25 protein-coding genes and 1 tRNA gene are annotated in these 23,983 nt (G+C 73.9%); 13 read left to right on the top strand and 13 right to left on the bottom strand.

The annotated features are described in order from the left end of the window. Positions 1–113 precede the first annotated feature (113 nt). The 3 genes from D7193_RS16330 (at position 114) to D7193_RS16320 (ending at position 3,835) form a co-directional block, all read left to right on the top strand. Positions 114–2,234 carry an MMPL family transporter gene (locus D7193_RS16330; RefSeq protein WP_120780293.1) on the top strand — a complete coding sequence of 707 codons (2,121 nt, stop codon included), beginning with the start codon at positions 114–116 and terminating at the stop codon, positions 2,232–2,234. Next, on the top strand, positions 2,227–3,483 hold the full coding sequence (locus D7193_RS16325) for an FAD-dependent oxidoreductase (protein WP_377456352.1): 1,257 nt from the start codon (positions 2,227–2,229) through the stop codon (positions 3,481–3,483). The genes D7193_RS16330 and D7193_RS16325 overlap by 8 nt, the downstream gene beginning before the upstream one ends. A gap of 275 nt (positions 3,484–3,758) precedes the next feature. Continuing rightward, positions 3,759–3,835, top strand: a tRNA-Ile gene (locus D7193_RS16320). Between the two features lie 80 nt (positions 3,836–3,915). Here the strand turns inward: D7193_RS16320 and D7193_RS16315 are convergent. The 3 genes from D7193_RS16315 to D7193_RS16305 form a co-directional block, all read right to left on the bottom strand. Next, positions 3,916–4,470, bottom strand: a complete 555-nt coding sequence (locus D7193_RS16315; protein ID WP_158674818.1) for a GrpB family protein — start codon at positions 4,468–4,470, stop codon at positions 3,916–3,918. Between the two features lie 129 nt (positions 4,471–4,599). Then, entirely contained in the window at positions 4,600–5,109 is a 510-nt protein-coding gene (locus D7193_RS33265) for a hypothetical protein (protein ID WP_147434416.1), read from the bottom strand. 95 nt (positions 5,110–5,204) lie between these two features. After that, positions 5,205–6,122, bottom strand: a complete 918-nt coding sequence (locus tag D7193_RS16305) for an NADP-dependent oxidoreductase (RefSeq protein WP_120780289.1) — start codon at positions 6,120–6,122, stop codon at positions 5,205–5,207. A gap of 108 nt (positions 6,123–6,230) precedes the next feature. On the opposite strand from D7193_RS16305, the gene D7193_RS16300 reads away from it, so the two are divergent. Then, positions 6,231–6,629, top strand: coding sequence for a winged helix-turn-helix transcriptional regulator (locus tag D7193_RS16300; protein WP_120780288.1), 399 nt, complete (start codon positions 6,231–6,233; stop codon positions 6,627–6,629). After that, positions 6,629–7,126, top strand: a complete 498-nt coding sequence (locus D7193_RS16295) for a hypothetical protein (RefSeq protein ID WP_120780287.1) — start codon at positions 6,629–6,631, stop codon at positions 7,124–7,126. The genes D7193_RS16300 and D7193_RS16295 overlap by 1 nt, the downstream gene beginning before the upstream one ends. Before the next feature lie 214 nt (positions 7,127–7,340). Here D7193_RS16295 and D7193_RS16290 read toward each other — a convergent pair whose 3' ends face one another. The 3 genes from D7193_RS16290 to D7193_RS16280 all read right to left on the bottom strand — a co-directional run bounded on the left by D7193_RS16290 (position 7,341) and on the right by D7193_RS16280 (position 9,471). After that, a complete protein-coding gene (locus D7193_RS16290; protein ID WP_120780286.1) occupies positions 7,341–7,949 on the bottom strand; it encodes a class I SAM-dependent methyltransferase in 609 nt (202 codons plus the stop codon). Positions 7,950–7,977: 28 nt separating this feature from the next. Next, positions 7,978–8,880: an alpha/beta hydrolase family protein gene (locus tag D7193_RS16285; RefSeq protein ID WP_120780285.1), complete on the bottom strand. Its 903-nt coding sequence runs from the start codon at positions 8,878–8,880 to the stop codon at positions 7,978–7,980. A gap of 72 nt (positions 8,881–8,952) precedes the next feature. Beyond that, positions 8,953–9,471 (bottom strand): VOC family protein, encoded by a 519-nt coding sequence (locus D7193_RS16280; RefSeq protein ID WP_120780284.1) that lies wholly within the window; start codon positions 9,469–9,471, stop codon positions 8,953–8,955. 91 nt (positions 9,472–9,562) lie between these two features. On the opposite strand from D7193_RS16280, the gene D7193_RS16275 reads away from it, so the two are divergent. After that, entirely contained in the window at positions 9,563–10,540 is a 978-nt protein-coding gene (locus D7193_RS16275; RefSeq protein ID WP_120780434.1) for a helix-turn-helix transcriptional regulator, read from the top strand. On the opposite strand, the gene D7193_RS16270 is transcribed toward D7193_RS16275, so the two are convergent. The 4 genes from D7193_RS16270 to D7193_RS16255 are packed head-to-tail and all read right to left on the bottom strand — an operon-like array spanning position 10,532 to position 14,005. Beyond that, positions 10,532–11,764, bottom strand: a complete 1,233-nt coding sequence (locus D7193_RS16270) for a TolB family protein (protein WP_120780283.1) — start codon at positions 11,762–11,764, stop codon at positions 10,532–10,534. The genes D7193_RS16275 and D7193_RS16270 overlap by 9 nt on opposite strands. 37 nt (positions 11,765–11,801) lie before the next feature. Next, a complete protein-coding gene (locus tag D7193_RS16265) occupies positions 11,802–12,773 on the bottom strand; it encodes a phosphotransferase family protein (RefSeq protein WP_241562997.1) in 972 nt (323 codons plus the stop codon). Between the two features lie 3 nt (positions 12,774–12,776). Next, entirely contained in the window at positions 12,777–13,457 is a 681-nt protein-coding gene (locus D7193_RS16260) for a formylglycine-generating enzyme family protein (protein ID WP_120780282.1), read from the bottom strand. Between the two features lie 38 nt (positions 13,458–13,495). Then, the gene (locus D7193_RS16255; protein WP_120780281.1) at positions 13,496–14,005 is read right to left on the bottom strand and encodes an SRPBCC family protein; all 510 of its coding nucleotides are present in this window, start codon (positions 14,003–14,005) and stop codon (positions 13,496–13,498) included. Positions 14,006–14,244: 239 nt separating this feature from the next. On the opposite strand from D7193_RS16255, the gene D7193_RS16250 reads away from it, so the two are divergent. From D7193_RS16250 to D7193_RS16240, 3 genes are all read left to right on the top strand, one after another. Further along, the gene (locus D7193_RS16250; protein WP_241562996.1) at positions 14,245–15,039 is read left to right on the top strand and encodes a class I SAM-dependent methyltransferase; all 795 of its coding nucleotides are present in this window, start codon (positions 14,245–14,247) and stop codon (positions 15,037–15,039) included. A 704-nt stretch (positions 15,040–15,743) separates the two neighbouring features. Next, positions 15,744–16,013, top strand: coding sequence for a hypothetical protein (locus tag D7193_RS16245; protein ID WP_120780432.1), 270 nt, complete (start codon positions 15,744–15,746; stop codon positions 16,011–16,013). Further along, positions 16,013–17,047, top strand: coding sequence for a hypothetical protein (locus D7193_RS16240; protein ID WP_120780279.1), 1,035 nt, complete (start codon positions 16,013–16,015; stop codon positions 17,045–17,047). The genes D7193_RS16245 and D7193_RS16240 overlap by 1 nt, the downstream gene beginning before the upstream one ends. A 102-nt stretch (positions 17,048–17,149) precedes the next feature. Here D7193_RS16240 and D7193_RS16235 read toward each other — a convergent pair whose 3' ends face one another. Beyond that, positions 17,150–18,319 carry an acyl-CoA dehydrogenase family protein gene (locus D7193_RS16235; RefSeq protein WP_120780278.1) on the bottom strand — a complete coding sequence of 390 codons (1,170 nt, stop codon included), beginning with the start codon at positions 18,317–18,319 and terminating at the stop codon, positions 17,150–17,152. A gap of 276 nt (positions 18,320–18,595) precedes the next feature. Here D7193_RS16235 and D7193_RS16230 point away from each other — a divergent pair, with 276 nt between their 5' ends. The 3 genes from D7193_RS16230 to D7193_RS16220 are packed head-to-tail and all read left to right on the top strand — an operon-like array spanning position 18,596 to position 22,082. Continuing rightward, positions 18,596–19,288 (top strand): hypothetical protein, encoded by a 693-nt coding sequence (locus tag D7193_RS16230; protein WP_120780277.1) that lies wholly within the window; start codon positions 18,596–18,598, stop codon positions 19,286–19,288. Positions 19,289–19,313: 25 nt separating this feature from the next. Next, entirely contained in the window at positions 19,314–21,425 is a 2,112-nt protein-coding gene (locus tag D7193_RS16225; RefSeq protein ID WP_120780276.1) for a sensor histidine kinase, read from the top strand. A 24-nt stretch (positions 21,426–21,449) separates the two neighbouring features. After that, complete coding sequence (locus D7193_RS16220; protein ID WP_241562995.1) at positions 21,450–22,082, top strand: response regulator; 633 nt, start codon at positions 21,450–21,452, stop codon at positions 22,080–22,082. A 3-nt stretch (positions 22,083–22,085) separates the two neighbouring features. On the opposite strand, the gene D7193_RS16215 is transcribed toward D7193_RS16220, so the two are convergent. After that, a complete protein-coding gene (locus D7193_RS16215; protein WP_120780274.1) occupies positions 22,086–22,616 on the bottom strand; it encodes an SRPBCC family protein in 531 nt (176 codons plus the stop codon). Then, positions 22,616–22,927, bottom strand: coding sequence for an ArsR/SmtB family transcription factor (locus D7193_RS16210; RefSeq protein WP_120780273.1), 312 nt, complete (start codon positions 22,925–22,927; stop codon positions 22,616–22,618). Before D7193_RS16210 ends, D7193_RS16215 begins: the two co-directional genes overlap by 1 nt. A gap of 108 nt (positions 22,928–23,035) precedes the next feature. On the opposite strand from D7193_RS16210, the gene D7193_RS16205 reads away from it, so the two are divergent. Next, positions 23,036–23,965 carry an LLM class F420-dependent oxidoreductase gene (locus D7193_RS16205; protein ID WP_120780272.1) on the top strand — a complete coding sequence of 310 codons (930 nt, stop codon included), beginning with the start codon at positions 23,036–23,038 and terminating at the stop codon, positions 23,963–23,965. The last annotated feature ends 18 nt before the right edge of the window (positions 23,966–23,983 follow it).

The following is a 23,983-nucleotide window of genomic DNA, read 5'->3' as shown; positions in this document are numbered from 1 at the left end:
CGCGGGGGTTATGGGGGTTTTGGCCCGGTCGGGGCGTCTTGCGGGCAGGATTGACGGTCGGGCGGCGGTTTCGGGCTGTTCCCGCAGGTGCGTCGACTCACGGGTGGGAGCGGATGTCCGGATCGGTGGGCCGCGGCCGGGCCACGCTGATCGCGGTGATCGTGGTGCTGGCGTGGCTGGTCGTCGGCGCGGTCGCCGGCCCGTTCTCCGGGCGACTCGGCGACGTGGCCACGAACGACAACGCCGCGTTCCTGCCGGCCGACGCCGAGGCCACCCGGGCGCAGGAGCTGTCACAGAGGTTCGTGGGCCGGCAGACCACCCCCGCCCTCGTCGTCTACGAGCGCCGTACCGGTCTCACCGAGCCCGACCGGCAGAAGGTGGCCGCCGACGCGGCCCGGTTCGCCCAGGTGCCCGGCGTGGTCGCGCCGCTGCCACCACCGATCCCCAGCGCCGACGGGCAGGCGCTCCAGGTGGTGGTGCCCATCGACGACGCCGAGGGCGAGCGGATCGGCACGGTCGTCGAACGGCTGCGGGACATCGCGGGAGAGGGCGCCGGCGGCCTGACCGTGGACATCGCGGGGCCGGCCGGCCTGCTCGCCGACCTCATCGAGGTCTTCGGCGGCATCGAAGGCTCGCTGCTGCTGGTCACGCTCGCCGTGGTGCTGGTCATCCTGCTCGTCGTCTACCGCAGCCCGGTGCTGTGGATATTTCCGCTGCTCGCGGCGGGGATGTCGTACGCGCTGGCGGCACTGTTCGTCTACGTGCTGGCCGACGCCGACGTCGTCACGCTCAACGGGCAGGCGCAGGGCATCCTCACCGTGCTGGTCTTCGGCGCCGGCACCGACTACGCGCTGCTGCTGGTGGCCCGGTACCGGGAGGAGCTGCACCGGCACGACTCGGCGTGGGGCGCCATGCGGACCGCGTGGCGGGGCGCCGCGCCGGCGATCATCGCGTCCGGCGGCACGGTCATCCTCAGCCTTCTCTGCCTGCTGCTGTCCAGCCTGAACTCCAACCGGGCGCTCGGCCCGGTCGCCGCGGTCGGCATCGCGGCCACCCTGCTCGTGATGCTCACCTTCCTGCCCGCGCTGCTGGTGCTCGGCGGCCGCTGGGCGTTCTGGCCCCGCCGGCCCCGGCACGACCGCGCGGAGCCGACCGCCGAGCACGGCCTGTGGGCCCGGATCGCGGGGTTCGTGGCCCGACGGGGCCGACCGGTCTGGGTGGCCACCGCCGTGCTCCTGGGGGCCCTCGCGCTCGGCCTCACCCAGCTCGACACCGCCACGCTCGGACAGTCGGACCTGTTCACCAAGCGCACCGACTCGGTCGCCGGCCAGGAGGTGATCGCGCGACACTACCCGGCGGGCACCGGCAGCCCGGCCATGATCATCGTGAACGAGCAGGCCGTACGGCAGGTCACCGAGGCGGCGCAGGGCGTCCGCGGTGTCGCCGCCGTACGCCCGCTGAGCCGGCAGGGCGACGGCGGCGCCGGACCGGCGGGGCCGCCGCTGGTGGTGGACGGCAGGGTCGAACTGGAGGCGACGCTCACCGACCCGCCGGACAGCGACGGCGCCGAACGGACGGTCCGCGAGCTGCGGACGGCGGTGCACCGGGTGCCGGAAGCGGATGCGGTGGTCGGCGGGTTCACGGCGATCAACGTGGACACCTCGGCCGCCGCCGAACGGGACCAGAACGTCATCATCCCCGTGGTGCTGGCCGTCATCGCCGTCATCCTGGCGCTGCTGCTGCGCGCCCTGGTCGCCCCGGTCCTGCTCATCGTGACCGTGCTGCTCTCCTTCGCGGCCACGCTCGGGCTCTGCGGGTTGCTGTTCCGGTACGCCTTCGACTTCCCGGGCGTCGACGCGTCGTTCCCGCTGTTCGCGTTCGTCTTCCTGGTGGCCCTCGGCATCGACTACAACATCTTCCTTATGAGCCGGGTCCGGGAGGAGTCGGTCCGGCGCGGCACCCGGGCGGGCGTGCTGGCCGGCCTCGCCGTCACCGGCGGAGTGATCACCTCCGCCGGCATCGTGCTCGCCGCGACGTTCTCCGCGCTGGCCGTGCTCCCGCTCGTGGTGCTCGTGGAGCTGGGCACCGCCGTCGCGGTCGGCGTCCTCATCGACACGATCATCGTGCGTTCGCTGCTGGTGCCCGCGCTCGCGTACGACATCGGGCCAAAGATCTGGTGGCCGGGCCGGTTGGCCCGGACGAACCACGTGGAGGGACGGCATCGTGCTGGCTGAGACGGACGTGGTCATCGTGGGCGGCGGCCTGGCCGGGCTCGCCGCGGCCCGTCGGCTGCACCGCGCCGGCGTGCCGTGGCGGCTGCTGGAGGCCCGCGACCGGCTCGGCGGCCGCGTCGCCACCGACGCCGTCGACGGTTACCTGCTGGACCGCGGCTTCCAGGTGCTCAACACCGCCTATCCCCGGCTCGGCACCCTGCTCGACGTGGACCGGCTCCGTCTCGGGTACTTCACCGCCGGCGTGCTGGTCCGCAAGGACGACCGGCTCATCCGGCTGGTCAACCCGCTCCGCGAGCCGGCCGGCGGGCCCGGCAGCGTCCTGGCCGGCGTGGGCACGCTCCTGGACCGGCTCCGGTTCGCCGGGCTGGCCGCGGGCTGCGCCGCCCTGCCGGCGGGGCGGCTGCTCACCGCGCCGGAGACCACCACCGAGGTCGCGCTCCGCCGCGCCGGCCTGTCCGGCGCGTTCATCGAGGAGCTGGTCCGCCCGTTCCTCTCCGGCGTCTTCATCGACCGCGAGCTGGAGACGTCCAGCCGGGTGCTCGCGATGGTGCTCCGGTCGTTCGCCCGCGGGCGCAACGGCCTACCCGCCGAGGGGATGGCCGCGCTGCCCCGGGCGATCGCCGGCCCGCTGCCAGCCGACCTCGTCGACCTGGAGACCCCGGTCGCGGAGGTCGCGCCCCGGCGGGTGCGCACGCAGGCCGGCGACATCCGCTGCCGGGCCGTCGTGGTCGCCGTGGACCCGCCCGCGGCGGCCGCGCTCCTGCCGACCCTGGCGACGGTACGGATGCACAGCTACACGACCTACTACCACAGCACCGGGCAGGCCCCGCTGGACGAGCCGATCCTGCTCGTCGACGGCGACCGGCGCGAGCTGATCGCCAACACGGTCGTGGTGACCCGGGCCGTGCCCAGCTACGCACCCGCCGGCCGGCACCTCGTGGCCACGTCGGTGGTCGGCCCGACGCCGCCGCCCGAGCCCGCCGTACGGGCGGAGCTGGCCCGCCTCTACGGACGCTCCACGTCGGACTGGACCCACCTCACCACCGTGCGGGTGCCCGAGGCGTTGCCGGCCGCGCCGCCGCCGCAGGGCCGGCTGCGCAAGCCGGTGGCGCTCGGCGACGGGCTCTTCGTGGCCGGGGACCACCGGGACAGCCCGTCCATCCAGGGGGCGCTGGCCAGCGGCTGGCGAGCCGCCGGAGCGGTGCTGGCCTCGCTACGGGCCATCGGTCCCGGCGAGCCCCACGACTGATCTGGGGGTCGCGGGCCTGTCGAGCCTGGGGGTCGGGGGCGTTTGCCGAGCCTGGGGGTCGCGGGCGTTCGTCGAGCCTGGGCGTCGCGGGCCTGTCGAGCTGCCCCAGATCTGGGGCAGCGGGCCCCGCGCGGTGGTGCGCCCCGCCGGGCCCGCTGCGCGCTGTTATCCTCGCGTTGCCCATCGTGCTGCCCCGCCGAGGACGCCGATGAGCGACGGCGCTGGCACGTGCTGGCCCGTGATCGACTGGCCGGGATAGGATCCGGCGCGGTGCCGGGGCGGTAGCTCAGCCGGTTAGAGCAGGGGACTCATAATCCCTCGGTCGCGGGTTCGAGTCCCGCCCGCCCCACCACGCAAAGCCCTCGTCAGCCACGCTCCCCATGGCATCGGTGCTGCCACCGCCCAGCGGGTCGACCTCGCCGGACGCTGGCTTCAGCGTTCCGCCGACTGCCGCCTGCCCGAGCTGCCCCAGAGCCGGGCCTCGGCCAGCAGCTGCATAAACGCCTCTTCCTTCGCGGCGCCGTACTGGGCTCGACTGTCGGGATGCAGTTCGGCCGCGCGTCTCTTCGCCGCCTCATAGCGCCGGGCGGCGTCGGCGTTAGCCGCGATGTAGGCGCGGAAGAGCCGGTTCTCCTCTGGCGCCGGCGACGTAACGCCGAAGACGTGCAGGTGGTGGCTTCGCTTCCCGGCGGTGTCCTTGACAAAGAAAAGGTGCTCGCTGTCCTCGGGGAAGGCCAGCGGCCGATAGACGTATCCAAGCTGCTCAAGACGCGCGAGGGCGGCGACAACGACATCGACCACAGGTACTACCGCGAGGATGTCGATGATCGGCTTGGCCGCCAGCCCGGGAATGCTGGTCGATCCGATGTGTTCGATGCTCAGCGCCGTGGGCAACGAATCCGCCAACCGCCGGTGTTCGACCTCGAATTGTTCCGACCAGGCCGGATCGTAGGCCACCACCTCCACAACAGGCGCATCGTTCCTCACGTCGATCACGGTAGCGGCCCCGGGCCGCAGTACAGCGACCATCTTTAGTCGGATGAATATTCCTCTTCATGGAGGAGGGCTCCGCCGGACCAGCCATCCGCGATTCTCTTTCAACCCCCAGGCCGTAGCTCAGTCGGGATGTCCCGGGATCCGCTCCCGAAGCGTGTCCGTCACCCGCGCCAGCCCGGCGTCCAGGTCGTCGCCGTCCCACCGCACGAGTTCCTCGCCCAGCGGCGTGCCCGACACCAGCACCGTCCAGCGGCGCCGTTCGCGTTCGCCGCCCGACTTGACGATGGCGAGCAGGTCGTGGTTACCGAGCTGGACACGCAACTCCGGTTCACGCCACCGCTGCACGGAAACCGCGCATCCGGTTTGACCATCCACAACTGCCACAATGTCCGCCCCCGCGGTTGCCCCTGGTGGGGCATCTCCTACCGGAGTGGTGGCCGGGCCCGCCTCACCCGCGATGGATTCCTGCCACGACTCGCACCGCATCTCGGGGGCAAGCTGCGGCGGGTTCACCGGCTCACCGCTGAGGCAGCCGAGCCCCAGGATCGCCAGCACCGCCACGAGCCGCGGGTTCGTCGTCCTGCGCGGCGACGGAGGGCGGACCGGCGCATCCAGATCGATGACGGGCACAGGGCACGTTATCCGATGGGCAGGTGACCCTCTCGTACGCCAGACACCTCGTCGCGGCAGGAGTGTGCGTGGTGAGGCGTGACCAGTGCGGCAGATCAGGGAACGATCACCACGCCGCCCCGCACGCCGCCCTGGGCGAGCCGGTTGTGGGCCGCTGCCGCGTCGGCGAAGGAGTACACACCGGCGATCCGTAGCGGGATGTCACCGCTTTCTGCCAGTGTCACCAGCTCGCCTAGCCGAGCACCGTCCGGCAGCACGTCCAGCGCGAACGTCCGGATTCCTCGCACCGGCTCCGGGCGCAGCGGGGGTGAGGCGGCCACGTAGCCGCCGCCGTCCCGGACCAGTTCCAACAGTGAGGGGCCGATCACGGCCAGGTCGACAACCGCGTCGAAGCCGCCCGGCGCTACCGGGATCGGACCGTCCGCGCGTGGCACGAACGTCGCACCCTGCGACTCGACGAACGCGCGGTCGTCGGCCCCCGCTACTCCTGTGGCGTGCAGGCCGGCGACTCGGGCCAGCGCCAGGGTGAACCCGCCGACCTGCCCCGCGGCACCGGTGACGAGCACGGACGAGCCGGCCGGGAGCGCGAGCAGGTCGAGGGCCTGGGCGGCGGCGAGGCCGTTGGTCGGCAGGGTCGCGGCCTCGCCGGCGGGAATGCCGGCGGGCGCGGCGGTCAGCCACGCGGCCTCCAGAACCGCATACTCCGCGTGGGTACCGACGGTGGTGCGCAGCCAGGGTGAGAAGCCGATGACCTCGTCGTCGACAGCGAACCCTCCGACGGACGGACCCACCGCGTCGACCCTGCCGGCTACGTCCCAGCCGGGTACGTACGGCAGCCCGGCCGGCAGTGGCGCCGGGAATCGACCGGCGCGAATCATGAGATCAACCGGGTGTACGACGGACGCGGCGACCCGTACTCGTACCTGCCCCGGCCCCGGCTGCGGCACCGGCAGGTCCGCCGCCACGTGCAGAACCTCGGGCCCTCCGAACTGTGCATATCTGACTGCGCGCATCGCCGTGCCTCCCGCTGGACGTCATGGTCGTCATGACGGTAGGTATCCTCGGGCACCGTGGGTAAGTAGGTACCTGGAAGTGCCTAGGGCACCGGGAGGTGGCGGACCATGGCGACGACGACCGCCGGACAACGACGGGAGCAGGCCAAACGCGACTATGACGCGTTTTTGGCGAGCTGCCCGACCCGGGAGTTGCTGAGCACACTCACCGACAAGTGGGCGGCACTGGTGATCGCGGCGCTCGCCGACGGCCCGCAGCGGCACAGCGAGCTCGCCCGCCGCATCGCCGGCGTCAGCCAGAAGATGCTCACCCAGACCCTGCGCACACTGGAACGCGATGGTCTGCTCACCCGTACCGTGACCGCGTCGGTGCCGGCCCGCGTCGACTACGCGCTCACCCCGCTCGGCCACGACCTGTTCCCGGTGATGGTCGCGATCAAGACATGGGCAGAGGCGCACATGGATCGCGTGTTTCAGGCCCGAGCCGAGTACGACGCGCGACCCTGATGGGCCGACGCAAACGGGTCTGGATCGCCATTGCCTGCGCTACGGCTGGCTTCCTGGTGGTGGGGCTGCTCGGCTGCCTGAGGGCGCTGGCGCTACTGCTACCGGACGGCCCAGATCATGCCCGCGAGTATCTGAGCCAGGTGCAGGTGGACCCCGCGTACCGCCGAGTGGGTGAGGGCGGCCAGGGGAACTGCAACTGCAACCTGGAGTACTTCTATATCGGCCCCAGCGACACGGATCCGGCCCAGGTCTTCTCAGGCCCCGCGCTCACCTTTCGGCCCTCTGACGGGTCCTATTCACCGCCCTGGAACGAGCTGTTGGAGGGTGAGGGAGCCAGCGAGGCGAGCGGTAGCTGCCGCGTGGTGGTGTACAGCTACCAGCGCGACCGTGATCCGTTTGACCTCTGGAAGCTGTCCTCTGGTGACCAGGCTCTTGTGGCGTCTGGCCGACTGGTGGTTCTTTCCCTCTACGTGTCTTGTGAGCGTGACTACGGCTGACAGAGCGACTCTTCGGCCAGGTAGCCGACACCATCGCAGGTGGGGCAAGGCCCGTGGACGCTTCCCATCCCCTTACCCATGCCGGTGGTCTTCACCATGCCGGGAATCCGCGCGGCACCACGACATTCGGGGCATCGGCGACGAGTGTCTCTCACGCGAAACGCAGGTGGTCGCGCGTCCTGAGGATCCGGTTCCACTCCCTCTCCGGCTCCGCTCACACGTCCGCGGCGATCGCGGCGATGGCCGCCTGCGCCCGCTGGGTGCCATCGCCGGGCCGCTGGAGACGCTCGACCTCCGTGAAGCCCGCGCGGGCCAGCCGTTTGGACAGTTCGTCGACGGGCCAGCGATAGGCCGTCACGACCTTGTGGTCGAAGGCGGAAACCTCGTCGCCCTCGAAGAAGCCGACCACCAACCTCCCGGCCGGGGCCATCACTCGCCGGAACTCGGCCAGGACACCGTCAAGATCCTCCGGTGGCAGGTGGATCAGCGAGTAGTAGGACAGGATGCCGGCGACCGAGTGGTCCGCGACGTCGAGGTCGTCCATCGAGCCGAGCTGGAACTCGACGCTCGGGTGGGTGGCCCTGGCGTGGGCGATGAACTCGGGAACCACGTCGATTCCCCTCGCGTCGGCGCCCAGGGAGCGGAGGTACCCGGTGATGTGGCCGGGCCCGCAGCCCAGGTCGAGCACCGTTCCGGGCCGGTCCGACAGATGGCGCCCGATGAGGGCCAGGTCGTCGGCGGGCACGTGCCGGCTGGCACCGAACAACTCGATGTAGAGATCCGCGACTGACCCGTACGCCTGCTGAACCTGCTCCACGTTCATCGCGTGACTCTAAGCCCCGGGCGGTGGGTCACGTCGCGGCGTGGGTGCCCAGGTGGGAGTTGAGCCAGCCCAGCAGCTCGGAGCTGTACTGCTCGCTGATACTGGCCAGGTCTTCACCTTCGTGGAGGGTGGGCAGGTGGTCGCACCCGGCGAGCCGGCAGACGCTCACGGGCGTACCGGCGGCGGCCGTTGCGCGCCGCCAGGCGGCGATGCTGGCGTCGACGGGCACCCAGGCGTCGGTGGCGCCGTAGAACAGCAGTACGGGGCAGGACACCTGGGCGAACATCGACTCCGGATCGACGTCCATGTCCGCCCAGGTGCCGGGATGAGGAGCAAGCTGGCGAGGCACCCATGCCAGCGGGAACCAGGCCCGCCCGGCGACGCCGTCCACCACGCGCTGGGCGACGTCCCGATCGAGGCGCCCCCGCTGGTAGTCCTCCATGGCGGCACGGACGTCGAGGAGCTCGGCGATGTCCGCCTCGGTGAAGCCGTGACGGCGAAGCTGCTCGGCCGTCCCGTAGCGCATCTGCGCCGCCGGGCTGACTCCGCTGGACGAGACGAGGATCAGGAACGCGACCTGGTCGGGGTTGCGGGCGGCGGTCAGTGGGGCCGCCCAGGCACCCTGGCTCCAGCCCCACAGCCCGATCGGCGCATCGCCGACGTACCGGCGCAGGCAGGCGACGGCTGCGGCGGCGTCGTCGGCCTGCCGGGTCAGGGGGACATCCTGGCCGTCGCGGCGCGGCCTGCGGTCGAAGCGCAGCACCGCGACACCGGCGCGGGGCAGGAGCTGGGCAAGGTGGGCATAGCAGAAGTACGAGCGGTCCCCGGCCTGGGCGCCGTGCAGGACGACCACCGCACCGCGGATGGAACCCGCTGGAAGGTCCAGAGTCGCCGGAAGCCGTACGCCGTCGACCTCGATGTCGAGCTCCATGACCAGCCAGCAAAGCATGCCGGAGCCAGCTCCCGCCCCACGGACCACGCGCCAGGTGGGCGGGAGCCAGGCTCAGCCGATGAGCGGGCGGCTGACGACGCTGTCGGTACGCCCGCTCAGTTCCCGGTCCAACGTCTCCTGGGCGTCGCGCATCGCTTCGGCGTACCGCGGTTCGGCGAGCCGCCGCATCCCCACCTCGGGCGCGACGTCCTCGACCACCGCGCTGATCCACCAGATGTTGCCGAACGGGTCACGGACCCGGCCGCCCCGCTGGCCGAAGGCGTGGGTGGCCGGCGCGGTGACCACGCGGGCTCCGGCGGCGACCGCCCGTTCGGTCGCGGCGTCCGCGTCGGGGACGAAGACCCGCAGCAGTGACGGCATGGCGGGCCAGTCCGGCCGCTGGTCGAAGGCGAGCAGGACGGTGTCGCCGACGCGGATCTCGGCGTGGCCGATGGTGCCGTCCTCCAGCCGTACCCGCCCGTGCTCGACCCCGTCGAACACCGCGGTGACGAAGTCCAGCAACTGCCCGGTGTCGGGCGTGACGATCCACGGCGCGACGGTCGTGTACCCGGCGGGCGCGATGCTGCTCATGGTGAATCTCCCTTGTTTCGTAGCGGACTGCGCGCACTGTAGGTTCCCTATAGGTCAGTTTCCGTCCTAGTCACCGGGCAGAATGGCCGCCATGTCCGACGCGCGCGCCCGACTGCTGTCCCTGCTGTCGCTGCTGCAGACACCCCGGCTGTGGCCGGGAAGCGAACTGGCGGAGCGGCTGGGGGTGTCCGGCCGGACCGTGCGGCGCGACATCGACCGGCTGCGCGAGCTGGGCTACCCGGTGCACGCCGAGCAGGGCGGGTGGGGCGGGTACCGGTTGACGGCCGGCACGGCGATGCCGCCGCTGCTGCTCGAGGACGACGAGGCGGTCGCCGTGGCGATCGGGCTGCGTACCGCGGCGGCGCAGGCGGTGGCCGGGGTGGACGAGGCGGCGGTACGCGCGATGGGCAAGCTGCTCCAGGTCCTGCCGGCCCGGCTGCGCCGCAGGGTCGACACGCTGGCCACCTCCACGGTGGCGCACCCGTTCTCGCTTGCCGCGGAGCCGGTGGACCCCGACGCGCTGGTCGTCGCCGCGGCCACGATCGCCAACCACGAGCGGCTGCGCTTCCGGTACCGGGACGAGGGCCGGCACGTCGAGCCGCGCGCCCTCGTGACGGCCGGCCGGCGCTGGTACCTGCTCGCCTTCGACCTCGACCGCGACGACTGGCGGACGTTCCGGCTGGACCGGGTCACGGACGTCGCCGCGACCGGTGCCCGGGCGACCACGAGGGACGTACCCGGCGGGGACGCGGCCGCCTTCCTGGCCAGCCGGGCCATGCAGATGGCGCCGGCCTATCCGGCCGACGTGGTGATCCACGCACCGGCCGCCGCAGTGGTGGACCGCCTCGGCGGGCCGCCGCCCGGGACGCTGACCGACCAGCCGGACGGGACCTGCCGGTGGCTCGCGCCGCCGGACACCGGCGAATGGCATGCGCTCCGGCTGGCGTCGATCGGGCTGCCGTTCGAGGTCACCGGCCCGGCGGAGCTGGTCGCCCACCTCAGGTCGACGGCGGCGCTGTTCCAGACCGCCACCTCGGGAGCGGGTCGGTCGGGGGCGGGGTCACCGTGAGCCGGCGCGGCGGCGACGCCGACGGATCAGCGCCAGGGCGGCCAGCAGCAGCGGTACGGCGATCGCGGCGTACAACCAGGCGGGCGCGGCGAACGGGGACGGACGCGTCTGCGGACCCCCGAACGCGGCCCGGGCCAGCAGGTCGCCGGGCACCTCCAGGTCGCTGACGCCCTCCGGGGCGGTGAGCAGCACCTGCTCCCGGGCCGCGGACACTGCGGCGAGCACGGTCTGCCGCCGCCGATGGTCCGCCTCCGGCGTCTGCCGCTCCACCACCGGGTCCCCGTCGCGCCAGGCGACCAGCTCCACGGCCGAGCCGGGGACCGGAATCGGCTCACCGATCTGGCGGCCGGTGGCCGCGTCGAGGAACTCGATGCGCCACGAGCGACGGAGCAGCTCGGCGGTGTCGGCGCAGCGCGTGACGACGCAGCCGTCGTACGCCAGCAGGGCTATCCGCCGGCCGTCGGGGTGCCAGGCGGCGCGGCCCGCGAGCTGCCGCCGCTCGCCCAGCTCGACCTGCCAGCGCACCCCGCCCCCGGCCGGGTCGGCCACCACGAGTCGTTCCTGTGCGGCGACCTCGGCGGCGGGATCCGCCGGACCCGCCACGGCGAGCAGCGACCCGTCGGGTGACCAGGCCGCCGCGCTGTGGCTCGCGAAGGTGCCGACCGGCACCACCCGTTCCGCGCCGCTCCACGGGTCGACGGTGAGCAGGTCGTCCGGCTTCGACGGGTCGTTGACCGGTTGGTTGTCCGGGCCGTACGTGATCACGGCGTCGTCGTTGCTCTGGCTGGCGACGACCCGCCGCCCGTCCGGAGACCAGGCCATCGGCTGCAGGCCCGGCCGGTGCGTTGTCCGCTCCTCACCCGCCCGCAGGTCGACGAGGCTGCCCGTGCCGGGGCGCAGATACCAGCGGCCGTCGGGGGAGAGCAGCCCGTGCGGCTCGGCCATGTTGATCGGCAGCAGCCGGTAGCCGCCGTCCCGCCCGACAACCACACCGGTGGACTCGAAGTAGCGGGTGTGGTCGGTGAAGAACAGCACCGAGGCGGGGCCGACGGGGTGTTGACCGACGGTCGCCTGCCAGAGCCACGGGTCCCGCACCCGGCTGGGGACCACCTCCGCGGGAGGTGTGTCACGCCGCGCGGCGAGCCAGCCGGGGGCCAGCGCGGCGAGGATCACGAGCGCCGCCGCGGCGAGGGGAAGGACGGCCGGCAGCCGGCGCAGCACCATGGCTCCCATTAGACCGGATCGCCGCCGAGAAAAGGGGTCACGTGACGGCCGCGAGAGCGCGGCGCAGGTTGTGCTCGGCGATCCGTCGCATGGCGTCGGCGTCCGGGAAGCCGGTCTCCAGCAGCCGGAGCGGCCCCTCCACCAGCGAGATGGACAGCGCGAGTCGGTACAGCCGCAGGCGGGTCTCGTCGAGGTCGACGGCCCGGAGGGCGGCGTAGTGCTGGCCGAACCGCAGTTCCAGGAAGGCGTGCTCCCACTCCACGTCGGCCCACATCAGGCCTTCGATGTCGATGAGCACGGGGAGGCCGCGGTCGTCGAGGCGGACGTGGTCCGGGCCCAGCTCGCCGTGCACGAGGCTGTAGCCGCCGCGCGACCGGATCGGGGCGGCGCGAGCGTGCAGGGCGTCCACCAGGCGGTCGGCCGCCGCGGCAATGCGAGCGTCACGACCTGCGGCGGAGCGGACGTGTCGCAGGGCACGCGCCAGCACCACGGCAGGGAAGTCGGGGGTCTCGACGCCGCTCGGGGCGCCGACCCGGCCGTACGTCGGGCGCGACGCCGCCCTCATCCGGCCCAGCGCCTCCCGCAGCGCGAGGAGCGCGGGTGCCGCAGCAGCCGGGTCGGTGCCGAGCAGGTCGCCGAGGGACGGGCCCCGGACGTCCTGGACCAGGGCCACGTCGGCGGGCAGGTACGTGCCGGCATCGCCGAGGAGCAGCACCTCCGGAACCGGTACGCCGAGGGCCGTGAGCTGCTCGTGCGCCTGCCGGAACAGCGTACGGCCGCTGGCATCGGAGAAGAGGTCCGCGCCGGCCTCGCCCACCGTGCTCCACCAGTTCTCACGGTCGTGCCAGAGATAGAGCACCAGGGACGTGCCGTCGGTGAGCCGTAGACGGAAGACACCCTTCTTCGAGCCACCCCTGAGGCGCTCCACCGCGGACACGCCCACCGCCGACCCGGCCGCGGCGGCGACCAGGCCGCGGACGGCGGCAACCGTCACCAGCTCCTCGGCCACCGCTCACGTTCCGGACACGTGCGAACGGGCGATCCGGAACCCCACGTCGTCGAGCTGGAGCGTCGGGTGGCTACGCCGCCGCACCGACGCGCGGCAGCTCCACTGCTCGTCGAACCACCCGCCGCCGCGCAGCACCCGGTAGGTGCCGTAGACCTCGGCGTCGTAGATGTCCCAGCACCACTCCCACGCGTTGCCGAGCATGTCGTACAGGCCCCAGGGGTTGGGCTGCTTGCCGCCCACGTCGTGGATCCGCTCGTGCGAGTTGCCCCGGTACCAGGCGATGTCGTCGAGCGGCCCGTACCGCGGGCCCGCCGTCCCGGCGCGGCACGCGTACTCCCACTCGGCCTCGCTCGGCAGCCGGTACCCGTCGGCGGACCGGTCCCACTCGACCTCCTCGCCGTCGGGGTGCAGCCGGTACGCGGGCGCCAACCCCTCCCACCGGGAGCGGGCGTTGCAGTACCGGACGGCGTCCCACCAGGAGACCTCCACGGCCGGCGACCGGTCCCCGGGGCCCGTGCCCGACCGCTCGCCGGTGACCTCCGCGTACTGCGCGCGGGTGACCGGCCACACCGCGAGGTGGTACGCCGCCACGTCGACCGACCACCTGCGTTGCGTCCGTCGGTCCGACAGCGTGACCTGCCCGGACGGGACGGCGACCATCATGTCCGCCGCGCTCGGTTCCATGGGTAGGCGATCCTAGCCGGGAGCCGACGACGGCGAGGTCAACGCCCAGGGGCGCCCCGGCCGAACTTGCCCGCGACCGCGTGGTCGGTGTCGGTGACCTCGCCCGTCTCCAGGAGCTGCTTCAGCCGGCGCAGGTTCGCGGCCGTCTCCGCGGCGGGCGGCTTCCCCATCAGGGCCAGCGCGGCGAGGCCCAGCCTGCCGAACGGAGTCGTCAGCGTCTCGTGCACCTCGGTCCGGCCGGGGCCGGACGCCGGCGCGAAACGCACCACCCACTGACCTCTCAGTGCGGGCGCGGCGGTCGTCTCGTAGCGGATCAGCTCGTTCGTACGCTCCTCGGTCACCCTGATGCTGGACCTCAACCGGAGGCCGAGCGGCCCCTGGATCGTCCACCGGAACGTCGCCGGGCCGGTCCGTTCGACGACCATCACGTCGCCCAAGAAGCGAGGCAGGTTCTCGAAGTCGCGGTAGAAGGCGAAGACGTCCCTGACCGGCCGGTCAATGGTCACGCTCGCCTCGACCGCGTGGTCAGCGGGACGGGGATCGCTCATCGCTGTCTCCGACACGTTCTCGACGCCGGTCGCGCTGCCGGAACCGGGCGCAGCGCGACGGGCCGGCCGCCGACGCGACGGACAGCCCGTAGCGTCTGCCCGGGAGCCGGGCCGCTAAACCTGCCGGCTGCCGGACCTGCCGGCCGCCGGGCCTGCCGGCTGCCGGGCCTGCCGGCTGCCGGGCCTGCCGGCCGTCTCGGGCCATCGTCATGCCCAGTCAGGGGGCGTATCGTTCCGGCATGACGCGCGAGGTCTGGGCCGACGGACAGGCGTACGAGACGTACGTGGGCCGGTGGAGCCGCCTGGTGGCGGAGGACTTCGTCCGCTGGCTCGGTGTGCCGCCCGGGCGGCGCTGGCTGGACGTGGGCTGCGGCACCGGCGCCCTCACGTCGACTGTCCTCGCCGTGGCCGACCCGGAACAGATCGCCGGCGTCGACGCGTCCCACGGCTTCGTGGCCGCCGCTCGGGAGCGGGTCGGCGACCCGCGAGCGGCGTTCCAGGTCGGCGACGCCCGGGCCCTGCCGCTGCCGGACCGCAGCGTCGACGTCGTGGTGAGCGGCCTGGCCGTCAACTTCGTGCCCGAGCCGGCGCGCGCCGCGGCCGAGTTCGCCCGGGTCGTCCGGCCCGGCGGGACCGTCGCCGCGTACGTGTGGGACTACGCCGAGGGCATGGCGATGATGCGGCACTTCTGGGACGCGGCCGTGGAACTGGACCCGTTCGCGTCTGAGCTGGACGAGGCTCTCCGGTTCCCGGTCTGCTCGCCCGACGGCCTCGGAACGCTCTGGACCGACGCGGGCCTGCGGGCGGTGACGGTGCGGCCCGTCGAGGTGCCCACCGACTTCGCCGGCTTCGACGACTACTGGGCCCCGTTCCTGGGCGGGCAGGGCGCGGCGCCGGCCTACCTGATGGCGCTGCCCGAGCCGCACCGGGCCGCGCTGCGGGACCTGCTGGCCGCCCGGATCCCGGCCGGGCCGGACGGGTCGATCCGGCTCACCGCCCGTGCCTGGGCCGTACGCGGCACCGCCGCCGACTGACGCCACCCACCGAGGGCCGCGACCGCCGGCCCGGCCGCCCTCCTCGACACCGCGTGCCCGGTCGGCGTGGCCGGCCTCAGCGACGGGCCCCGAGAATGCCGTTGGCCTGGCTTCTGCGGACCCCGCCCGCTGAGCACCTCGGCTGACACGGCGCACACTGCCGGGCCACGACGCCCCGAATGCGCGGCACGCACGCGTTGATACCGGCAATTCGGCACATCGTCGGATAGCTGACAGGACGCCGGCGCCCTTCACGTCGCACTGTTGTAGCAGGTGAGAGGCGTTGGGGTGGCGGGCCACATCCCGGTCTCCGGCCCGGCGGGGACGGCAGCGTCCCCGCCGGCGCCGCCCGCACAAGGGCCCGGCCCCGTCACCGCGGTGGTCCCGGCGTGGCGCAACGCCGGCCCGTCCGCGCCCGAGGTCGCGCCCGGTGGACACCGTCCCGGGCGGCCGGGACCGCGCCGCACGACACCGACGTCACCAGCCTCCGGCGCCGCCACATCCGGTCGTCCACCACGGCCGTCCGGCCAGGACCTCGCTCGCCGTACCCCGAGATCCGCCGCCGGCGCACCGGCGCACCCGGCGGCCCGGTCGTCGACGACGCGGTGCCGCAACGGCCGACCCGTTGCCGCAACCGACCACAGCCCGCCGGCCCGCCGGCCACGAACCGGCCGGCCGGCACGAGGAAGAGAGGAGGGGCCGGCATGGCCGCTCCCACCGCGACCGCATCCCTGAACGCGTCGACCTACTCGCCGGGTGACCCGATGACCCTCACCGTCACCTACGGCGACACCGACACCCGACCGCTGACCGTCACCATCGTGATCAGCGACGCCCAGGGCAACAGCAGCCCGCCGGTACGCGTCGCGGCGGTCATCGACCCCGTCTCCGTCACCGTCACCGACGACTCCGGCCGCGCCTGGACCCGGTTGTCGGACAACGGCGCGGTGGCCGTCTACCGGGCGGTGGCGTGATGCCCCGGGTGACCGTCACGGTGCGCGACTCGGGTGGGCGCACCGCCACGACCAGCGCCGACTACACCGTCGCCCCGCCGGTGCTCGGCGGCTACTACCTCTCCGGCAACGCCGACCCGACGGCCGACATCGCGGGCCTCAACGTCCGCTCGCTCACCCAGTACCGCAGCCTCGCCGACGGCTACACCTTCCCCGGCTACCAGAAACCGTGGCTCACCAGCCTCGGCAGGTCGGGGATCGCGCTGAACATGGTGCTGGAGCTGAAGCACTACGGCGCGGCCGACGGCCCACAGAGCTTCACGGTGGACGGCACGTCGTACACCGTGCCGGCGCCCGCGATGACCATCCAACAGCGGCCCGGGACCACCTGGCCCAAGGCGTACGGGTACGGGCAGGTCATCGCCGGGCAGTGCGACGGGCTGCTGGCGCGGGCCCTGTCGCAGTACCGCACCATGGGCGTCCCCGTGAACATCCAGCTCGCCTCCGAGCTGGACACCGACCACGAGTTCGGCACCACCGAGGCGGGGAAGACGTACACCTGGGCCGAGTCCGACGCCCGGGCCGTGCAGGCGGTTACGTACATCGTGAACTGGTTCCGGGCGCGCACCCTGCCCGCCGGCACCACCTTCTCGATCGGCCTCGGCGGCTTCGACCGGGCGTGCTACCAGCGCACCCACCCGGAGTCGCTGATGGCGCGGCTCGACCACCTCCAGTGGAACGTCTACGCGACCAGCGCCAGCCACACGGCACTGGACCGTTTCCGGCGTACGAAGGACTGGGCGGTCGCCGACCTGGGCCCCGTCGCGCTCTCCCGGCCGGTGATCATCGCCGAGTGGGGGGTACGGGTGGCCGAGATCCCGAACCAGGCCGCCTGGATCGCCACCGTGCCGGCGGCGATCGCGGCCCTCAACGCCGAGCGGGGACCGCGGATCGTGCGGACCAACTACTTCAACTCGGGGTGGGGCACGCTGTCGCCGAAGGCGACCGGGCTGTCGGCGCTGAAGTCCGCCTACGCCACCCGCCCGTACGTCTGACCGGGCCGGACCCCGACGGGGGCCGGCCGGCCGTGGTGCCCCGGCCGGCCGGCCGCCCCCTGCCCGCCCGCGGGCAACCCCCCGGTGCCCGCGGGCGGGAGCTCAGTACGCCAGCTCGACCGGCCGGCCGAGCAGGCGGGCGCCGTTGTTGCCCAGCCAGCCCTCGGCCGCCGCCGCGTGCTGGCTGAACGTGTGGATGTCCCGGAACCGTCGTTGCAGTGGCGAGCCGTCCCGCGACGCCCCACCTCCGGCGGCCCGGTAGCAGGTGTCCACCGCGGCGGCGGTCCGCTCGGTCACCCAGGGCAGCGTGGCCGAGATGCGCGGGTGCAGCCCCGCGACGGCGGCCGGGTCGGTGGCGCAGACCGCCCACAGCTCGTCGGCCAGGTCGTGCACGAGCGCGCGGGCGGCCCGTACGTCCAGGTCGGCCCGGCCGAGCTGTGTCCGGAACGCGGGGGAGTCGGCCAGTGACTGCCGGGCGTAGAGCCGCTGCCGCCCGCCGCCGAGCAACGCGACCATGTCGTCCAGCGCGCCCTGCGCGATGCCCACCGCCACCGCACCGAGGTGCAGGACGAAGTGGACCAGCGGCGCGACGAACCCCGGCCCCGGCACGCAGGGAGCCCCGGTGAACAGGTCGAAGCTGTCCTCCGCCGGGCAGAACGCGTCGGACACCTCGACGTCGTGGCTGCCGGTGCCGCGCAGGCCGAGCGCGTGCCAGGTGTCGTGCACGGTGACCCGGTCGGCCGGGAAGAGCATCGAGCGCAGCTCCGGGGCGCCGCCGGCCGGCCCGGGCAGCGGCTCCCCGTCCCCGGTCAGCACGCAGTTGCCGAAGACGAGGTCGGCGTGCCGGCTGCCGCTCGCGTACCCCCACCGCCCGGTGACCTGGAAGCCGCCGTCGGCGAGTTCGGCCCGCCCCTGCGGTGCGAATCCGCCGGCGACCACCACGTCCGGCCCGTCGGCGTAGAGCTTGTCGAACCGCTCGCGCGGAAGCATCGCGAGCAGGTGCGGCGTCTCCGACCCGATCATCACGGTCCACCCGGTGGAGCCGTCCGCCCGGGCCAGGGCCTCCAGCACGCGCAGCCCGGTGCGCAGGTCCGCCTCGTGACCGCCGTGAGCGCGCGGCACGAACATCCGCCAGAAACCCGCCGCCCGCAGGTCGTCCAGCAGGTCGGCGGGGATGCCCCGGGCCGCCTCGATCTCCTCGGCCCGGCGGGACAGTTCCGGTGCGAGGTCCGTCGCGGCCCCGATCAGCCGGTCCCGGTGCTGGTCCTCCATCGGCTCCTCCTCGCGCTCGGTGGCCCGCCCGCTCCCACGGCCGGGCGCGGTGCGGCTCGGGACAACCGTGGCGCGCGCGGTGACCCGACCACCAGGGACATCGGCACCGTCCGGCCGGGACACCCGAGGCGGAGGCGACGTCACCGGATCGGCCGGGGCCGCGGGCGCCCGGCAGCTCGGGACGTCGCGCACCATGCGGTCGGGACACCGGGACGGTGAGGCTCGGCGGCAGGGCGCCGCCGAGACGCGGCGGCGCCACCACCCGAGGAGGTACACATGGCCGTCTCCGTCGACGCCAGTTCGATCCCGGCCGCCCAGGCGGCCGACGTGCCCCGCCGACGCGCCTGGGCCCTCGCCGGCGCGGTCGGCGGGCTGGGCGGCCTGGTCGGGCTCTTCGTGACGGTGGCCGCCACCGAGGCCGACCGGGCCCTGTTCGTGGACAACGCCCGCTACATCGCCTCGCTGGACGGCAACGAGGGCTGGGTGTGGGCGTACCAGATCGTGACGAGCCTGGCCGCCGGATGCCTGGCCGTGTTCGCGGCGGGCCTGCGGCGGCGGCTGGCCGGGCGGGAGCCCGCCGGCAGCCTCGTGCCCGACCTGGCCGCCGTGGGCCTGCTGCTGACCGCGGCGCTGCTGCTCGTGGGCGGCGGCGTCGCCACCGAGCTGTACTTCAGCCTGCTGCACGTCGACGAGACCGATCCGGACACGGTGGCGGGCCTGGCGGCCGGGTACAACACGTTCGCGTGGGTGTGGGCCGGGACCGGGTTGACCGCCGCCGCGGTGGCCGTCGCCGGACTGCGGCGCCGTGCCGTGAGCCGGTGGTTCGCGGTGTTCAGCCTGCTCATGGCGCTGCTGGTGGCGGCCACCCAGCTGGTGCCGCTGCAGTACCTCGCGCTGGTGCCGGGTGGCCTGTGGGCGACTGTCGCCGGACTGACATTCGCGCTGGAGCGTCGGAGGATCGGCAACTGACCGCCCGGCTGCCAGGATTCCGGGCATGCCACCTCAGCCGGGCGCGCGGGACGCCGTGGACCGGGCGGCGGCCGGCGGCGACCACCGCCACCCCGCCGCCGCCTGGTCCGTCCTCGTCGCGTGCGCGCTCTTCGTCCTCGCCACCGCGATCTGCTGGGTGGCCGCCCGCCGGCCGTGGGGGCTGTCCCAGTTGTACTTCCTGGTCGACTTCACCGACTGCGCCGTGTACGGCACGGTGGCCTGGCTGATCCTGCTGCGCCGGGCGCACCCGGTGGCGTGGCTGCTCGCCGCCACCGGGATCGGGGGTGGCCTCAGCGCCCTCGGCGCCCAGTACGTCGACCTGCTCGCGGTGCACCCCGGGCTGCCCGACCCGGTGCTGCTCACCTCGGCGCAGTACTGGGCGTGGGCGCCCGGCATGCTCTCGCTCATCGTCGTCCTGCCGTGGCTGGTCCGGGAGGGCCGGCTGCCGTGGCCGGCCCGGGCCGCGGTGCTCACCGGCGCGCTGGTCGTCGCGGCCTTCGAGCTGTTCCAGCTCACCTGGCCGGGGCCGGCCGCGGGCGTGGGCGCGCCGCTGCCGATCCGCTCCGCCGCCTGGGCCGACCTCATCGTGCACGTCCAGCCGGTGCTGGTCGCCGCGGTGCCACTGCTCGGGCTGGCCGCGGCGGTCGGTGTGGCGTGGCGGTGGCGTACCGGGCCGGCCGCCGAGCGGGTCGGGCTGGGCTGGCTGGCCGTCGGCACCGCGCTGCTCGCGCTGAGCTTCGCCCCGGTCGCGCTGCCCGCCGAGTCGGCCACGCACCTGGCCGACTGGCTGGCACCGGCGGCCATGCTCGCCTCGCAGGCGTTCTTCCCGGCCGCCGTCCTGGCCGTCGTGCTCCGGCAGCGGCTCTGGGGCATCGAGATCGCCGTGCGCCGCACCCTGGTCTGGTTCCTCATGACGTTCCTGCTGGTCGCCGCGTACGTGCTGGGGGTGTCGGTGCTCGACGCGCTGCTGCCGGCCACCCCGGCGCTGCCCGGTGTGCTCGTCACCGCGCTGGTGGCGGTCGGCGTGCAGCCCGGCCGGATCCGGGTGCAGCGCTGGGTGGACCGGCTCATCCACGGCGCGGCGGCCGAACCGCTCGGCGTCGTCCGCGGGGTGGGGCACCGGATCAGCGCCGCGGAGGACGCCACCGACGTGCTGACCGGGGTGGCGCAGAGCCTCACCGACCTGCTGCGCCTGGGCGCCTGCGGGATCGTGGTGGACGGGCCGGAGCCGTGCACCGCGTACCACGCGTCGGCCGGGCCGATGGGGAGGCCGCTCGTGCTGCCGCTCCGCCGGGGCGGGCGGGAGGTCGGCCGGCTCACGGCCTGGGCCCGGGCGGGGGAGCGGCTCGACGGGCGGACCCGCGCCGCGCTGGTCGACCTGGTGCCGGTGGTCTCCTCGGCGGCGAGCCTCGCGGCGACGAGCCGTGCGCTGGTCGCCTCCCGGGCCCGGCTGGCCGAGGCACGCGACTCGGAGCGGCGCAAGCTCCGCCGCGATCTGCACGACGGTCTCGGCCCGGCGCTCGCGGGCGTGGCGCTCGGCCTCCAGGCCGCGCGGAACCTGCTCACCGCCGACCCGGCCGCGGCGGGGCAGCTGCTCGACCGGTTGCGCGACGAGCTGGACCAGGGCGTCGAACAGGTCCGCGACCTGGCCCGCGGGCTGCTCCCGCCGGTGCTCGGCGAACGCGGCCTGGCGCCCGCGCTGCACGAACTCGCCCAGCGGTACGCGCCGTCCGGGCTCGACGTGCGGGTGGCGGCGTCGCCGCTGCCGCTGCCGGAGCCGGTGGCGACCGCCGTCTACGGGATCGTCGCCGAGGCGCTCGCCAACGCGTACCGGCACTCGGGCGCGCGGACCTGCCGGATCACGGTGCAGCGGGACGAGTCCGGCCTGACCGTGGGCGTCGGCGACGACGGCAGCGGCATCCCGTCCGGTGTGCCGAGCGGGATCGGCATGCTCTCCATGCGCGAACGCGCCGAGGGGATCGGCGGCACCTGCCGGATCGGGCCGGGACCGACGGGGGGCACCACGGTCACCGTGCGCGTACCGGCCGAGCGGTGCGTCCTGCCCACGTCGGCCGGCGACCCGCAGCCCGCCGCTCCGGCGGTGGTGGCGTCGTGACGATCGGCGACCGAGGAGATCCGGGTGGCGGTGGTGGACGATCACCCCGTGTTCCGGCTGGGCATGACCGCGCTGCTGTCGTCGACGGCGGGCCTGCGGGTGGTCGGGGAGGCCGCGGACGCCGACGCCGCGCTGCGGGTCGCCGAGACGGTACGCCCCGACGTCATGATCATGGATCTGCACCTGGGCGGACGCTCCGGTGTGGAGGCGACCCGCGAGATCGTCGGGCGGCACCCGGACGTCGGGGTGCTCGTGGTGACCATGCTGGACGACGACGACTCGATCTTCGCGGCGCTGCGGGCCGGCGCCCGCGGCTACCTGCTCAAGGGCGCGGCGCCGGCCGAGGTGGAGCGGGCCGTACGGGCGGTCGCCAACGGCGAGGTGCTGCTCGGCCCGGTGGTGGCCAGCCGCGCCGTGAGTTTCCTGGCCGGCCCGCGGACGGCCGGGCCGGTGCCCTTCCCCGAGCTGACCGACCGGGAGCGGGAGGTGCTCGACCTGGTCGCCCAGGGGCTGAGCAACGTGGTCATCGCCCGCCGGCTGACGCTGAGCCCGAAGACCGTCCGCAACCACCTCTCCAACGTGCTCACGAAGCTGCAGGTGGCCGACCGGAGCCAGGCCATCCAGCGGGCCCGCCAGGCCGGGCTGGGCCAGCTCTGAGGCTCAGCCGAGGCCGAGGCGCCGGGCGTACGCGTCGCGCAGCTCCGCCCAGCCGAAGTCCATCGCCTCCATGCCGCGGATCGGGCCGACCGGGTCGCCGTCGAGCAGGCGGGCGGCCACGTCGAGGCAGATGTGCCAGCCGGCGGTGACCATCGGCACGACGGTCGGGTCGGTGGTGGTGTGCCGCAGGGTGAGCCGGGTGCCGCCGGCGGTCGACGTCAGTTCCCACCGCAGCAGGTCGTCACCCCAGGTGTATTCGAGAAGGTGCGGCGGCTCGGCCCGGCGTACCGTGGCCGGCTGGTCCTCGCGCGTGTCGCCGTCGAGCATGGTGAGCACGGCGGCCCCGGGCGAGCCGAGATCCCGGTCGGCGAGGAACGGCGCCCACTCGGCCAGCCGGGCCGGGTCGGTCAGCGCCGCCCAGACCGTGGCCGGTGGGTGCCGCAGGTCGCGTACGAAGACGAGGGTGGCGTGCCCGTCGGTGGTCTCGCAGGCCACCTCCGCCGTCGGGCTCGGGCGGTACGCGTCGCGGTCCATCACTGCTCCTGACTGTCGAGGTGCCGTTCGAGGGCGTCCAGGTGCCGGGTCCAGAGCTGCCGGTACGGGTCGAGCCAGCCGTCGACGGCCCGCAGCGGGCGCACGTCGATCCGGTAGATCCGCTGCTGGGCGGCCGTGCGGCAGGTCACGAACCCGGACTCGCGGAGGACCCGCAGGTGTTTGGAGACCGCCGGCTGGCTGACGCCGAGCGTGTCGACCAGGTCGCCGACACTGCGCTCGCCCAGGCGGAGGTGGTCGAGGATCCGGCGCCGGGTGGGCTCGGCGAGGACGGTGAAGACGTCGGCGGTCACCTCGTCAACATGCCTCGCGAGGCATATGCCTGTCAAGGCATATCAACACCTCCAGGGGCGCCCACGGTCGCCCGGCCGGCACCCCGGCGGGCTTCATATGCTCGGGGCATGGAACTGCGGATCTTCACCGAACCCCAGCAGGGCGCCACCTACGACGAAATCCTCGCCGTGGCCCGCTGCGCGGAGGACGCCGGCTACGGCGCGTTCTTCCGCTCCGACCACTACCTGAAGATGGGCGGGGTGAGCGGTGAGCCCGGGCCCACCGACGCGTGGACGACCCTGGCCGGCCTGGCCCGCGACACGAGCCGAATCCGGCTCGGCACGCTGATGACCGCCGCCACCTTCCGGCTGCCCGGGCCGCTCGCGATCACCGTGGCCCAGGTCGACCAGATGAGCGGCGGCCGGGTGGAGCTGGGCATCGGCACCGGCTGGTTCGCCGAGGAGCACACGGCGTACGGCATCCCGTTCCCGTCCCTCGCGGAACGGTTCGACCGGCTCGAGGAGCAGCTGGCCGTCATCACCGGCCTCTGGCGGACGCCGCGCGGCGAGACGTACGACCACCCGGGCCGCTACTACCCGGTGACCGACTCGCCGGCGCTGCCCAAGCCGGTGCAGGACCCGCACCCGCCGATCCTGCTCGGCGGCATGGGCAAGCGGCGCACCCCGCAGCTCGCGGCCCGGTACGCCGACGAGTTCAACCTCCCGTTCGCCTCGGTGGCGGACTCCGCCGCCCAGTTCGACCGGGTGCGCGCCGCGTGCGCCGAGATCGGGCGTGACCCGGCGCAGCTGTGCTGGTCCAACGCGCTGGTGCTCTGCTGCGGCCGGGACGATGCCGAGGTGGCCCGGCGGGCCGCCGCGATCGGCCGGGAACCCGAGGAACTGCGCGCCAACGGCCTGGCCGGCACGCCTGGAGAGATCATCGAGAAGATCGGCGAGTACGCGGCCGTCGGCGCCCAGCGGCTCTACCTCCAGGTGCTCGACCTGGCCGACCTCGACCACATCGAGCTGGTGGCGGCCGAGGTGCTGCCGAAGGTCTGACCCTCCGCGGTGGCCCGG

The organism is Micromonospora costi (genome assembly GCF_003626655.1).
Classification (GTDB): Bacteria; Actinomycetota; Actinomycetes; order Mycobacteriales; family Micromonosporaceae; genus Micromonospora; species Micromonospora costi.
The sequence above is the reverse complement of the archived record's forward strand: the minus strand, read 5'-3'. Positions and strand labels throughout refer to the sequence as shown.

Coding starts and splice junctions, on each gene's coding strand:
- D7193_RS16225 (WP_120780276.1), top strand. CDS start 19,314: ATGCCACCTCAGCCGGGCGCGCGGGACGCCGTGGACCGGGCGGCGGCC.
- D7193_RS16230 (WP_120780277.1), top strand. CDS start 18,596: ATGGCCGTCTCCGTCGACGCCAGTTCGATCCCGGCCGCCCAGGCGGCC.
- D7193_RS16275 (WP_120780434.1), top strand. CDS start 9,563: ATGTCCGACGCGCGCGCCCGACTGCTGTCCCTGCTGTCGCTGCTGCAG.
- D7193_RS16300 (WP_120780288.1), top strand. CDS start 6,231: ATGGCGACGACGACCGCCGGACAACGACGGGAGCAGGCCAAACGCGAC.
- D7193_RS16235 (WP_120780278.1), bottom strand. CDS start 18,319: ATGGAGGACCAGCACCGGGACCGGCTGATCGGGGCCGCGACGGACCTC.
- D7193_RS16295 (WP_120780287.1), top strand. CDS start 6,629: ATGGGCCGACGCAAACGGGTCTGGATCGCCATTGCCTGCGCTACGGCT.
- D7193_RS16260 (WP_120780282.1), bottom strand. CDS start 13,457: ATGGAACCGAGCGCGGCGGACATGATGGTCGCCGTCCCGTCCGGGCAG.
- D7193_RS16245 (WP_120780432.1), top strand. CDS start 15,744: ATGGCCGCTCCCACCGCGACCGCATCCCTGAACGCGTCGACCTACTCG.
- D7193_RS16240 (WP_120780279.1), top strand. CDS start 16,013: ATGCCCCGGGTGACCGTCACGGTGCGCGACTCGGGTGGGCGCACCGCC.
- D7193_RS16250 (WP_241562996.1), top strand. CDS start 14,245: ATGACGCGCGAGGTCTGGGCCGACGGACAGGCGTACGAGACGTACGTG.
- D7193_RS16270 (WP_120780283.1), bottom strand. CDS start 11,764: ATGGTGCTGCGCCGGCTGCCGGCCGTCCTTCCCCTCGCCGCGGCGGCG.
- D7193_RS16330 (WP_120780293.1), top strand. CDS start 114: ATGTCCGGATCGGTGGGCCGCGGCCGGGCCACGCTGATCGCGGTGATC.
- D7193_RS16215 (WP_120780274.1), bottom strand. CDS start 22,616: ATGGACCGCGACGCGTACCGCCCGAGCCCGACGGCGGAGGTGGCCTGC.
- D7193_RS16205 (WP_120780272.1), top strand. CDS start 23,036: ATGGAACTGCGGATCTTCACCGAACCCCAGCAGGGCGCCACCTACGAC.
- D7193_RS16305 (WP_120780289.1), bottom strand. CDS start 6,122: ATGCGCGCAGTCAGATATGCACAGTTCGGAGGGCCCGAGGTTCTGCAC.
- D7193_RS16290 (WP_120780286.1), bottom strand. CDS start 7,949: ATGAACGTGGAGCAGGTTCAGCAGGCGTACGGGTCAGTCGCGGATCTC.
- D7193_RS16255 (WP_120780281.1), bottom strand. CDS start 14,005: ATGAGCGATCCCCGTCCCGCTGACCACGCGGTCGAGGCGAGCGTGACC.
- D7193_RS16280 (WP_120780284.1), bottom strand. CDS start 9,471: ATGAGCAGCATCGCGCCCGCCGGGTACACGACCGTCGCGCCGTGGATC.
- D7193_RS16285 (WP_120780285.1), bottom strand. CDS start 8,880: ATGGAGCTCGACATCGAGGTCGACGGCGTACGGCTTCCGGCGACTCTG.